This window comes from Streptococcus pseudopneumoniae (genome assembly GCF_001072315.1).
Classification (GTDB): Bacteria; Bacillota; Bacilli; order Lactobacillales; family Streptococcaceae; genus Streptococcus; species Streptococcus pseudopneumoniae_R.
Genome location: NZ_JVLI01000093.1, coordinates 1 through 12,318 on the forward strand (window position 1 = coordinate 1; position 12,318 = coordinate 12,318).

A 12,318-nucleotide genomic window follows, 5' to 3' on the forward strand; every position below is an offset into this window, starting at 1 on the left:
TAAGCTAAACTTCTTTTTCTGTCATGAGTTAGCAGGCTCTGCCTGCTTGGAGTTTTTTGTCTCGCACCTAACGGAGCGAGACGGACTGAAAGTCACATAATTAAAAAAGTTGGAGCTCAGTACTCCAACGATTACTATTAAAATGTTTGGCGTTTTGCTTTACGCTCGGCACGACCGCGAGCACGATTTTCGGCACGCTTGGTCTTGCGGCGCTTTTCATCAACTGCCCATTGAATTTTTTTCTTATAACCCGGTTTGACTTTTTTCTTTTTCTTTTTAACCAAACCAATCATTTCGATATCTAGCTTATCTTGTTTTTTCTCACGGTTGGCACGACGATCACGGTCATAGGTATCTTGGAATTCTCCATCTTTTACCATCTTCGGAGTAAACTTGATTCCTAATTTCTCCAACTCACGGATATCTGAGTCATCACTTGGCTGATAAAGGGTAATAGCTGTACCTGGTAGGCCATTGCGTCCGGTACGACCAACACGGTGCACGAAGAAGGATAAGTCTTGCGGAATGGCATCATTGATGACATGGCTGACACCTTCAATGTCAATCCCACGCGCTGCCAAATCTGTTGCGACAATGTACTCAAAATCCAGATTTTTCACCTGATTCATGATACGCTTGCGCTCACGAGGAGCAATATCTCCATGAATCTTCGCTACCTTCAATCCTTGAGCAGTCAGATATGAATGTAATTCATCAGCACGCGTTTTAGTGTTAACAAAAATCATTGCCAAATACGGTTGCATCAACTGAGTCAACTGGTAAATTTGAGCATTCTTGTCACGTCCCTTAGTAGAAATCAACCAATTATCAATGGTATCAGAAATGACCGTTTTGGTCTTGATTTTCTCCATAACAGGATTTGACAAGTATTTTTTCAAGAATGGTTGCAACTTTTGTGAGATAGTCGCTGAGAAGACCATGAATTGCAAGTCTTTTGGAAGGCTGCCAGCAATCTTATCAACAGTTTCTAAGAATCCCATATCCAAGGTCATATCTGCTTCATCGACCACAAAAGTCTTGGCCTTGTGAATAGCTAGGTCACCAGACTTAACCAAGTCGTAGATACGGCCTGGCGTACCGATAACAATATGGGGCTGGTTACTGGCCAATTTTTCAATCTGGCGAATCTTATCCGTCCCTCCCACATAATTAACCACACGAACTTCTACTTCTGAGTGAGTTGCAATCTGACGAGCTGCTTGGTAAATCTGAGTGGCTAATTCACGGCTCGGTGCAGTAATGACTGCTTGAACACTATCACTGGTTTCATCTAATTGCTGGAAAATCGGCAACAAGAAAGTATGAGTCTTACCCGAACCTGTTTTTGATTCACCGACTAGGTCACGACCTGCCAAAACAATAGGAATCAACTTATCTTGTACCTCTGTTGGAGTTGTAAATTTCAACTCCTGCAAGGCTTCTCTAATATAGTTTTTAAATTGAAATTTCGTAAATGACATACTATCCTCGATTCTATCTATCCTATCAATTATACCACAATTTATTCCATTTCAGTAGTCTCACTTATTTAGGCTATCTCCAGTAGCTTCTCTAGTCAGAAAAAGGCTGGAACTTCGTGATTCCAACCTCTTTTCAGTTATTATTTCCAGTTTAAAATAGCACTCAAGCCATAGTGATCACTGACTTGCGGACTCTGGTTACCATCAAATACGACATGTAAATTTTCCACCGCTAACTCTTTGGTAGTAAAGACATAATCGATTCGAAGGGGTTCAGTGTTCCCTTTCCATCCATCTATTTCTGGTGGAACAGTATAGCTACCACTTTTCTCTTGAGCAACTTCAAAAGCGTCTTGTAAGCCTAATGGACTAGCTAAAATAGCTTGGTAGCCTTCCCGACCAGCTGGGTTGTTAAAATCTCCAGCGAGTAAAAGTGGCTTGTTCAATTCTTTCAAGACATCCTCAAATCGTGCCCATTCTTCTTGGAAACCTTTATCCCACCAAGAAAGGTGGACACTTGCAACTGCAAGCTCCTTACCATCAACTACAGTTTCAGCCAAGGCAACACGGCGAGTATGATAGTCTGTTGGATCATCCACATCTGAAACCAAAATTTCTCTGGCTTCAATAGGTGTTTTAGACAAGATAGCCACACCTTCGTGGTAGCGATCATAACCGATATGGTTATAGGCCCAAGTCCAGTAGTAATTTTTCTCTTGCTCAGATAACTTTTCAACCAAGAGTCTAACATAGTGATCTTGGTGAATAGGCTCAGATGCTGGCAAAGCTTGATAAAGGTCATTGACCTCCACCTCTGGAGATGTGATCTCCTGATTGATTTCTTGGAAACAAATCAAATCATAGTCCTTTTCAAGAATATCCTCAAGCAAAATCTGGAATTTTTCCTCAGCTTCTTTTTCCATCCAACTGTGAGTATTGAGTGTTAAAAATTTCATTCTTTTCTCCCAAAATAAGAGGTTGGAATACAGCTTCCAACCTCAAGTATATTACAATTCTACTTTAGCAACTGCTGTTTTAGCTGCAAGAGAACCTGTTTTTTCTAATTTAACTGATTTAATTGCATCACCATTTGTGAAGACAACTACTGTTGAAGTTTCACGTCCTGCTGCACGGATAGCATCCAAGTCAGCTGTGACAAGGAGATCTCCTGCTGCAACTTTTTGTCCTTCAGCAACATGAACTGTAAATGGTTTACCTTCAAGACTTACTGTGTCCAAACCAATGTGAACCAATACTTCAAGACCTGCTTCAGTCACAATACCAAGAGCATGTTTTGTTGGGAAGATGCTTGATACAGTACCTGAAACTGGAGATACAATGTTTCCATTTGCAGGTTCTACTGCAAATCCATCACCCATCATTTTTTGAGCAAATACTGGATCTTTTACTTGTTCCAAAGCAACAACTTGACCGTCTGCGACTGAGTAAACTTCCTCAGTAAGACCTTTGAAGTGAACAGTGTTTTGTTGTGCTTCAGTCATTTGGCTTGGAAGAGTTTCAGGAATGATTTCACCTGAATCAAGGATATCTTGGATATCAGATTTCAATACGTCAGCTTTTGGTCCGTAGATAGCTTGAACCCCTTGTCCTTTCATGACAAGCCCCATAGCTCCTTCTGCTTTCCATTGCTCTGCATTTCCTACTTTATCTGCATCTTTAACAGTTACACGAAGACGAGTCATACATGCGTCAACATCAACGATGTTTGCACGTCCACCAAGAAGGTTGATAATGTTTACAGCTTGAGAGCCTGCTGCAACTTTCACTTCGCTGCTAGATTCTTCTGAACCTTCAGCAGTTTCGTAGTTTCCGTTACGCCCTGGAGTTGCGTAGTTGAATTTTTGAATCATGAAGTTTGCAATAAAGTACATGATTACGGCAAAGAGAACAGTTACCCAAATGAAGTTAATGATATCCATACCGATACCAGCACTGATTGCAATAGGTGTACGAGTCAAGAACTCGATTGAACCGAATGAGTGCATACGTAGGTTTACGACGTCAGCCATAGCGAAGGCAGCACCTTGAACAAGTGAGTAAACAAGATACATAGGTGTTGCGACGAACATGAACATGTATTCGATTGGTTCAGTAACCCCTGTCAAGAATGTTGCAAGAGCTGTCGCAATCATCATACCTTTGTATTTGTGTTTCTTGTCAGCATCAACATTACGGTAGATAGCCACAACCACACCCATCAAGATACCGAATGAACCGATCATTTGTCCAACTTTGAAACGAGCTGGATGTACTGTATCTAACAAGTGTTGGTATTGACTAGCATCAGTACCTTTAAGGTTTACAAGGTCTGTTACCCATGCAAGCCAAAGTGGATCTTGACCAAATACTTGGCTACCTTTAGCTGCACCAGTTAAGACCTCATAAGTACCACCAAGAGCTGTGTAGTTCATTGGGATAGTCAACATGTGGTGAAGACCAAATGGCAAGAGCAAACGTTCCAATGTACCATACAAGAATGGTGCAAGGATTGGAGCAGTTTCTTGTGAGTTGGCAATCCAGATACCAAAGCTATTGATACCTGTTTGAACTACTGGCCAGAAAGCAGCAAGTACAATTGCAGCAATTATTGAACGAAGAATAACTACAAACGGTACAAAACGTTTTCCGTTAAAGAATGAAAGTGCATCAGGAAGCTTACGGAAGTTATAGTATTTATTGTAAGCAGTTGCTCCAATAAAACCAGAAATAATCCCTACGAACACACCCATGTTCAAGGCTGGAGCTTCCATAACACTAATGAAGTAATCAGCAACTTTGATTTGCCCACCCAATAGTGTTGAAACCATAGCATCTGGATTTTTCAACATATCGCCTGATACACCAAAGATTGTACCAGTGATACGGTTAATCAAGATGAAGGCAAGACCAGCGGCGAAAGCACCACCAGCACGTTCTTTAGCCCAGCTTCCTCCAATAGCGAGGGCGAACAAGATATGAAGGTTAACGATAACTCCCCAACCGATTTGCTCTAGTACACCACCAGTAATAACGAGTGGTGCAAAGGTTGGGTTAATCATCACGATAGACTTACCGATTGAAATCATCAAACCAGCAGCCGGCATAACCGCGATAACCACCATCAAAGCCTTACCGAATTTTTGCCAAAATTCGAAAGACAAGACATTTTTGAATGTATCTTTCATCATTCAAATCTCCTTTATTTTTATTTAGGCAAACGTTTTACGAAAACGTTTGCACCTTTTATGATTTAATTATACCACTTTAATTTTTTTTGTAAAGGCTTTTACAAAAAAAATTACACTTTTTTCTAAAATTTTTGTAGCAAAAAAGGAGATCATTTAATCTCCTCATAAAAGTAGCTATTTATCTAAATCTTCAAGAATCGGCGCATGGAAATTCCTGATCCCAGTGAACCAATGAAAATTCCAATCACAAATAATAGGGCAATCATCAGAGGAGTAAATACCTCTGGCGCAATCATAGAAAGATTTTGACCTACCAATGACTTATTGACAGATTGGTAAACCATTCGATAAACAATAAAGACCAACACTGATGGTGCAGTTGCTCCAAGCAAACCAATGAAGGCACCTTCAAGTAAGAACGGTCCACGGATATAACTGTTCTTAGCACCAACCAAGCGCATGATTTGAATTTCACGACTGCGGGAAATAATGGTGATACGAATGGTATTTGAAATCAAGAAAACTGCAATGAAAATCAAAAGTCCTGCAATAACTAATCCCCAAACACGGATAAATGATGCTAGTTGGAATAGGCGTTCTGTATTGGCACCACCATCCTGAACCTCAGACACACCTTCAATTTTTTTAGCATCTTCAGCCACAGTTTTTACATCACTTGGCGCTTTGGTATCAACGATATAGGCATCATAGAGGGGGTTAGCATCTCCTTCGAAAATTTTCCAGTTGTCCCCCATTGTCTCAGTTAATTTTTCATATTGTTCTTCTTTACTTGAAAAAGTAACACTCTTAACAGTAGACATCCCCTTCAAAGCATTGTATACCTTGTGGTAGTCATTATTTGTAACAGTTTGACCTTCTTTTTCAATAGTCTCGCTATTATCAGCTACATCCTTACGAATATAAACCATCACTCGAACATTATTTTCAATATCTGTAGCTAGTTTCGCTGTATTGAAAATAACAGAAGCAAATATGGCAACCAAGGTCAAAGTAATCATGACTGAGCTGACAGCTGCCACTGTCATCCAACCATTTCGTTTCAAACTTTTTAGTGATTCAAATAAATGGCGAAAAAATCTACTAATCATCGTATCCATACTCTCCTTTTGATTCGTCACGAACAACACGGCCATTTTCAATGGCAATGACACGGTGGCGCAAGGTATTTACAATCTGGCTATTATGAGTCGCCATCAAAATAGTTGTCCCTTGTAGGTTAATCCGTTCCAAGAGATTCATAATTTCCCATGAATTATCCGGGTCCAAGTTTCCTGTTGGTTCATCGGCTATCAATACTTTGGGATTATTTACAATGGCACGTGCAATCGCAATCCGCTGTTGCTCTCCACCTGAGAGCTCATTTGGGAAAGAACGAACCTTGTGCTTCAACCCAACCAAGTCTAAAACTTCCATCACACGTTTTTTGATATTACGGCGATTTTCCCCGATTACTTCCATAGCGTAAGCAATATTTTCATAGACAGTTTTCTTTGGCAAGAGTTTATAATCTTGGAAGACAACCCCAACACTACGACGTAGAAGCGGGACGTCTTTCTTTTTGATCTTAACCAGATTAAAACCAGCAACTGATAGGCTTCCTTTATCGATTTTTACTTCACGATATAGAGAACGAATGAAGGTTGACTTCCCTGCTCCTGAAGGTCCTACAATGTAAGCAAATTCTCCCGGTTGAACGCTGACCGAAACACCGCGTAGGGCAGTCGTTCCGTTGTCGTATTTTTTGACGACATCTCTCATTTCAATGATTGACATGTGACTTCCTTTCTATATTAGCTAATTCGCCACTTGAGATAGGCATCGATAAAACCATCTAGGTCCCCATCCATAACCTTATCTACCTGAGCAACCTCAAAGCTAGTTCGGTGATCTTTTACCATAGTATAAGGTGTGAAGACATAAGAACGGATTTGGCTTCCCCATGTGATCTCCTTTTTCTCACCCTTGAGAGAATCTACCTCCGCAGCCTTCTTCTCTTGCTCCATTTGATAGAGCTTAGCCTGCAACATCTTCATGGCACGATCTCTATTTCCATACTGGGTCCGATCCACTGTTGATTGGACAACAATTCCAGTTGGAATGTGGGTTAAACGTACACCTGTTGAAACCTTGTTGACGTTTTGTCCACCGGCACCACCTGAACGGAAGGTATCCATCTTGATGTCATCTTCACGGATTTCCACTTCAATAGTATCATCCAATTCTGGCATCACTTCTACAGATGTGAAAGATGTATGGCGACGTTTGGCAGAGTCAAATGGTGAAATACGGACCAAACGATGAACACCCATTTCTGACTTGAGAAGACCATAGGCATTAGGCCCTTCAAATGATAAAGTTACTGACTTGATACCAGCTTCATCTCCTGCTTGGTAATCCAATACTTCCACTTTAAAGCCTTTAGCATTACCATAACGAGTATACATACGAAGCAACATATCGCCCCAGTCCTGCGCCTCAGTACCACCAGAACCTGGATGGATTTCCAAGATGGCATTGTTGTGGTCATAAGGTTCTGACAAGAGTAGAGTCATCTCATAGCTGGTCATCATCTTATCAAGTTCGGCTAACTGCGCTACCAGTTCTTCTTGAACCGACTCGTCTTCTGCTAAAAAGTCCAATAAAATTTCAACTTCATCCTGCAACTCTTCCATCTTATGGAAGGTATTATAGGTGTTTTTTAATTCATTTAATTCTTGCGACGTTTTTTGGGCCGCGATATTATCGTTCCAAAAATCAGGTTCTGTCATCTTGTTTTCCAAGATGGCAATCTCTTCCTCTAGACCTTCTAGGTCAAAGAGACCCCCTGAAAGAAGCTAATTTTTCACGATTTGCGTCAATTTTCTGACGAATTACTGAAATGTCCATAAATACTCCTTTTTTACATCATTTCATTATAGCATATTTTATCATTTCTTTCCATCTTTTGCTCTAATCCCTTATTACACGTAAAAAGAAGCCTTTCGGCTTCCCTCCTTACAAGACTTTTGCTGAAGTACGAGTAATTTCTTCTACTTGAATATTCTCTGATTCAAATTTTTCTTTCAAAGCTGGTAAATCGATGGATCCATCGATTTGAACTTCGATAATCACCTTACCATCTTTACGCGGAATATTTACGGTATGCGAGATATTCAAATTTTCTTCTGCAATCAAAGAAATAATCTTTCCGAGGACACCGACTTCATCTTCTGTAACAAAGCGCACACGAATTCCTTCTTCACCATAACCAGCAATTTCAAGAAAGGCTTGGAAAACGTCACGGTCCGTAATAACTCCATAGACTTGATGGTTATCAACGACAGGAAGAATACCAATCTTGTTTTTCAACATCAGATAAGTTGCATCCTCTAGACTAGCATAGCCTGAAACAGTGACAACATCGCGAATCATGACATCTTTTACTTTTGTCTTATTTAGAAGATAATTCATCTCATAGATAGAAAGACTGGTTGCTTTTGATGGACTTGCTTGCGCAATGGTTCCCTCAGTTACCAAACCAACCAATTGATCATTTTCGATAACAGGCAAGCGGTGCAATCCTTGCTCTCTCATTAAATCTGCTGCATGAGATACTGTTGTATCTGGACTAATATAAACTACCTTGCGGGTCATAAAATCTTTAACTGCCATGAGACTTCTCCTTTTCTATTCTTATCCCTATTATACAATCTTTTTGTAAATCTATCAAACGCTTACATTTCTTTTTCAAAATTCAGAAAAGTATGAATAAGCTAGCAAAAAGAGCTCTGAAATCGAGCTCTGTGAATGAAGGTAGAATACCTTTCATTCGATTTTTTCAATTATTAGAAATTAAGCTTTCAATGTAGTTGCAGATTTGTTTGCAATCTAAATATGCCAACTAAAATAATCCACTGGATAAGATAATTGTTTCGCAATCTCTATTCACCGACTAAAAAGGTCCCCCGGACTATATTGATGATTGCTACGCAATCTTCATCCGCAACCTAAACTAGTCTCCCAGACTATGCGAAGATTGCTTACACAATCTTTATCTGCCGACTAAAACAATCCACTGGATAAGATAATTGCTTCGCAATCTTCATCCACCGACTAAAAAGGTCCCCCGGACTATATTGATGATTACTTCGTAATCTCCATCTGCCGACTAAAACAATCCACTGGATTGTTTTAGCCACCCAGATATGCTTTTCTGACTTCTTCTGATGAAGCGAGTTCTTTTCCTGTTCCTGATAGGACGATTTTCCCTGTTTCCAACACATAGCCTCGGTCAGAGATTGCGAGTGCCTTATTGGCATTTTGTTCAATCAAGAGGACGGTTGTTCCTTGCTTCTGAATATCTTGAATGATATCAAAGATCTCTTGAATAAAGATTGGGGCAAGTCCCATTGATGGTTCATCTAAAAGAAGAAGTTTTGGTGTTGACATAAGAGCGCGTCCCATGGCAAGCATTTGTTGTTCTCCCCCTGAAAGAGTAGCTGCATCTTGGTTCTTCCGTTCTTCAAGACGAGGGAAGCGTGAGAAAACCTTCTTCAAGTTAGCTTGATTTTCTTCACGATTTTTCTTTAAGAAAGCTCCCATTTCAAGATTTTCCATAACAGTCAAGCCAGGGAAGACGTGGCGTCCTTCTGGTACTTGTGAAAGACCACCTGCCACGATTTTCTGAGCTGGCATTTTTTGTATTTCTTGACCTAAAAATTCAATTTTTCCTGAACTTGGTCTAACCAAACCAGACAAGGTACGGAGAATAGTTGTCTTACCAGCACCATTGGCACCGATAAGGGAAACAACTTCTCCTTCATTAACTTCAAAGCTTACATCACGGACTGCTTGGATCATACCGTAATGCACAGAAAGATTTTCAACTTTTAACATAGACATTAGGCTTCACCTCCTAGATAAGCTTCGATAACGCGTTTATTGGTCTTAATTTCGTCTGGAGTTCCTTGAGCAATCAAACGACCATATTCAAGTACGTAGATGCGTTCTGTTACTTCCATGACCAGATTCATATCGTGTTCAATCAGCATGATCGTAATTTTAAATTCATCTTTGATACGACGAATTAACTCAGTCAATTCTGCTGTTTCCTGTGGATTCATACCTGCTGCTGGTTCATCTAAAAAGAGAATTTTAGGTTCCGTAGCGAGGGCACGAACAATTTCCAAACGACGTTGTTGTCCGTAGGCAAGATTTTTAGCAAGCGTTTCTGCATCACCATCTAAATCAAAGATTTTCAACAATTCCAAAGCCTTAGCCTTTAATTCTTTTTCACTCTTGTAAAAAGCTGGTAAGCGCAAAAAACTAGCAAAAACATGTTGTTTATGATGGTTGCCAAAAGCAATCAAAACATTGTCCAAAACTGTTAAATCTTTAAAGAGACGGATATTTTGGAATGTACGTCCAAGTCCCAAAGAAGCAATCTTATAAGGTGACTTTCCATTCAAAAGGTGACCATCTAGGGTCACTGTTCCCTCGCTTGGTTCATAGACACCCGTCAAGAGGTTGAAAAGGGTGGTTTTCCCAGCTCCGTTTGGACCAATTAGTCCAACCAGTTCCCCTTCGTTCAATTCAAGAGTCACATCTCCAACAGCTGTTAGACCGCCAAAATGTTTGGTTAACTGTTTTACTTCAAGTAATGCCATTAGTTTTGTTCCTCCTTCTTAGATTTTTTAAAGAAACGTGATAGGCTCAATTCCCATGTTCCAAGGAGTCCACCTGGTCTGAAAATCATTACCAATACCAAGGCCAAAGCATAAATAATCATACGCACGCTGGCAACATCTTGGAGAAGCATATTCAAAATTCCAAGAACAATAGCTGAAACGATGGCACCTGTAATTGAACCAAGTCCACCAAATACAACAATAATCAAAACGTTGATTGAGTTGATGAATGTATAATCTTTCGGTACAACAGACCCGATAAATCCTGCCTGTAGTGACCCTGCAATACTTGCAGTAATGGCACCAAAGACAAAAGCGATAATTTTAATTTTAGTCGTATTAACCCCAACTGACTCAGCAGCAATTTCATCCTCACGAACGGAGAGGGTTGAACGACCAATTGGACTACGCAAGAAGTTCAAGGTTGCAATGGTTGTAAGCACGACAAAGAAGTAAACCATTTGCCAAGTTGTAAAGTTAGGAATTCCCAAGATACCTGCTGCACCATTTGTAAGGCTTCCACCATTGATGATAAAGATACGGATAATTTCAGAAACACCTAGAGTCGCTACCGCAAGATAGTCCCCCTTCAAGCGCAAGGTTGGAATTCCGACAAGTAAGGCAACTGCTCCTGAAAGTAAAGCCCCTACAAGCATAGCTCCAAAGAAGGCTCCGTAGGTTGGTGATTTAGAACCAATAATAGCAGCTGCATAGGCACCAATCGCCATGAAACCAGCATGACCAAGTGAAAATTGTCCTGAAAAACCAACGATTAAGTTGAGACCAACAGCCAGAATAATATTAATTCCGATTTGTTGTAAAATCTGTACATAGAATAGATTGAGTACTCCGACTGAAACCAGTACACTAATCAAGCCATAGCCAGCTAACAAAAGGAGTAACCATAGAATATTAACTTTTAAATTTTCTTTCATCGTTTACACCTTCTCTTTCACATTTTTACCAAGGATACCAGCTGGGCGGACAATCAAGATCAACAACAAGATTCCATAAACAATGGCATCACGGAAGTCTGACATCCCAAAGGCTGTCGCAAAGGTTTCCAATAGACCAATGACAAAGCCACCAAGAGCCGCACCAGGAATGATTCCGATACCACCAAGTACCGCGGCAACGAAAGATTTAAGACCTGGAGTAACCCCCATCAAAGGCTCAAGAGAGTTATAGTAGAGGGCAATCAGAACACCAGCAGCACCCGCAAGAGCTGAACCCAAAGCAAAGGTAAAGCTGATAGTACGGTTTACGTTGATTCCCATCAATTGCGCTGCATCGCTATCTACAGATACAGCACGCATGGCTTTCCCCATCTTTGTTTTTTGGACAATAACCTGTAACAAAATCATCAAAATCAAGGAAATGGCCAAGATCATTAACTGCACGTTTGTTAGGCTAACTGGTCCCAAATCATAGCGAACTGTTTGAATCGCTTGAGGGAAAGCACGAGTATTAGCACCAACCAGATAGACCATCCCATACTCCAATAGGAAAGAAACCCCAATAGCTGTAATCAAAACAGCAATACGAGTAGAGTGACGCAAAGGTCGGTAAGCAAGGAACTCAATCACGACACCAAGAATAGCTGTCGCTAGCATCGCTACAATAAGCGCTACAAAGAAATTCATTTGGAAAGAATTAATCAAGAAATAACCGATAAAGGCTCCCATCATATAAATATCACCGTGGGCGAAGTTGATGAGCTTGATAATTCCGTAAACCATGGTATATCCTAGAGCTAACAGCGCATAAACACTACCTAGAATCAAACCATTTACTAGTTGTTGGAGCATAAGATTCACTCTTTCTATTTATAATTTTGAGGGTTGCCCCTCACTTTTTGATAAGTTCTTATACTCAATGAAAATCAAAGAGCAAACTAGAAAACTAGCCGCAGGTTGCTCAAAGCACTGCTTTGAGGTTGTAGATAAGACTGACGAAGTCAGT

The 12,318-nt window shown here is 40.3% G+C and carries 11 protein-coding genes; all 11 read right to left on the reverse strand.

Annotation, left to right across the window (positions count from 1 at the left end; all coding sequences use genetic code 11):
* Nucleotides 1–137 precede the first annotated feature (137 nt).
* On the reverse strand, nt 138–1,481 hold the full coding sequence (locus tag ADH54_RS04325; RefSeq protein ID WP_049524180.1) for a DEAD/DEAH box helicase: 1,344 nt from the start codon (nt 1,479–1,481) through the stop codon (nt 138–140).
* 140 nt (nt 1,482–1,621) lie between these two features.
* Nucleotides 1,622–2,437 (reverse strand): endonuclease/exonuclease/phosphatase family protein, encoded by an 816-nt coding sequence (locus tag ADH54_RS04330; protein WP_049524181.1) that lies wholly within the window; start codon nt 2,435–2,437, stop codon nt 1,622–1,624.
* 51 nt (nt 2,438–2,488) lie between these two features.
* The gene (locus tag ADH54_RS04335; RefSeq protein ID WP_080980780.1) at nt 2,489–4,669 is read right to left on the reverse strand and encodes a PTS transporter subunit IIBC; all 2,181 of its coding nucleotides are present in this window, start codon (nt 4,667–4,669) and stop codon (nt 2,489–2,491) included.
* Between the two features lie 182 nt (nt 4,670–4,851).
* Entirely contained in the window at nt 4,852–5,778 is a 927-nt protein-coding gene (ftsX, locus tag ADH54_RS04340; protein WP_049524182.1) for a permease-like cell division protein FtsX, read from the reverse strand.
* A complete protein-coding gene (ftsE, locus tag ADH54_RS04345) occupies nt 5,771–6,463 on the reverse strand; it encodes a cell division ATP-binding protein FtsE (protein WP_000022265.1) in 693 nt (230 codons plus the stop codon). Before ftsE ends, ftsX begins: the two co-directional genes overlap by 8 nt.
* A 17-nt stretch (nt 6,464–6,480) precedes the next feature.
* Nucleotides 6,481–7,576, reverse strand: a protein-coding gene (gene prfB, locus ADH54_RS04350; protein WP_100104218.1) for a peptide chain release factor 2 whose coding sequence is annotated in 2 segments (ribosomal slippage) — nt 6,481–7,503 and nt 7,505–7,576 — 1,095 coding nt in all. Because the reading frame shifts where the segments join, the coding sequence is not laid out codon by codon here.
* Nucleotides 7,577–7,684: 108 nt separating this feature from the next.
* A complete protein-coding gene (locus ADH54_RS04355; protein ID WP_049524183.1) occupies nt 7,685–8,341 on the reverse strand; it encodes a CBS domain-containing protein in 657 nt (218 codons plus the stop codon).
* 519 nt (nt 8,342–8,860) lie between these two features.
* A complete protein-coding gene (locus ADH54_RS04360; protein WP_000062219.1) occupies nt 8,861–9,571 on the reverse strand; it encodes an ABC transporter ATP-binding protein in 711 nt (236 codons plus the stop codon).
* Entirely contained in the window at nt 9,571–10,335 is a 765-nt protein-coding gene (locus ADH54_RS04365) for an ABC transporter ATP-binding protein (protein ID WP_001185997.1), read from the reverse strand. Before ADH54_RS04365 ends, ADH54_RS04360 begins: the two co-directional genes overlap by 1 nt.
* Entirely contained in the window at nt 10,335–11,291 is a 957-nt protein-coding gene (locus ADH54_RS04370) for a branched-chain amino acid ABC transporter permease (RefSeq protein ID WP_049524184.1), read from the reverse strand. Before ADH54_RS04370 ends, ADH54_RS04365 begins: the two co-directional genes overlap by 1 nt.
* 3 nt (nt 11,292–11,294) lie before the next feature.
* The gene (locus ADH54_RS04375; RefSeq protein ID WP_000941427.1) at nt 11,295–12,164 is read right to left on the reverse strand and encodes a branched-chain amino acid ABC transporter permease; all 870 of its coding nucleotides are present in this window, start codon (nt 12,162–12,164) and stop codon (nt 11,295–11,297) included.
* Between the last annotated feature and the right edge of the window lie 154 nt (nt 12,165–12,318).

Coding starts and splice junctions, on each gene's coding strand:
- ADH54_RS04325 (WP_049524180.1), bottom strand. CDS start 1,481: ATGTCATTTACGAAATTTCAATTTAAAAACTATATTAGAGAAGCCTTG.
- ADH54_RS04330 (WP_049524181.1), bottom strand. CDS start 2,437: ATGAAATTTTTAACACTCAATACTCACAGTTGGATGGAAAAAGAAGCT.
- ADH54_RS04335 (WP_080980780.1), bottom strand. CDS start 4,669: ATGATGAAAGATACATTCAAAAATGTCTTGTCTTTCGAATTTTGGCAA.
- ftsX (WP_049524182.1), bottom strand. CDS start 5,778: ATGATTAGTAGATTTTTTCGCCATTTATTTGAATCACTAAAAAGTTTG.
- ftsE (WP_000022265.1), bottom strand. CDS start 6,463: ATGTCAATCATTGAAATGAGAGATGTCGTCAAAAAATACGACAACGGA.
- ADH54_RS04355 (WP_049524183.1), bottom strand. CDS start 8,341: ATGGCAGTTAAAGATTTTATGACCCGCAAGGTAGTTTATATTAGTCCA.
- ADH54_RS04360 (WP_000062219.1), bottom strand. CDS start 9,571: ATGTCTATGTTAAAAGTTGAAAATCTTTCTGTGCATTACGGTATGATC.
- ADH54_RS04365 (WP_001185997.1), bottom strand. CDS start 10,335: ATGGCATTACTTGAAGTAAAACAGTTAACCAAACATTTTGGCGGTCTA.
- ADH54_RS04370 (WP_049524184.1), bottom strand. CDS start 11,291: ATGAAAGAAAATTTAAAAGTTAATATTCTATGGTTACTCCTTTTGTTA.
- ADH54_RS04375 (WP_000941427.1), bottom strand. CDS start 12,164: ATGCTCCAACAACTAGTAAATGGTTTGATTCTAGGTAGTGTTTATGCG.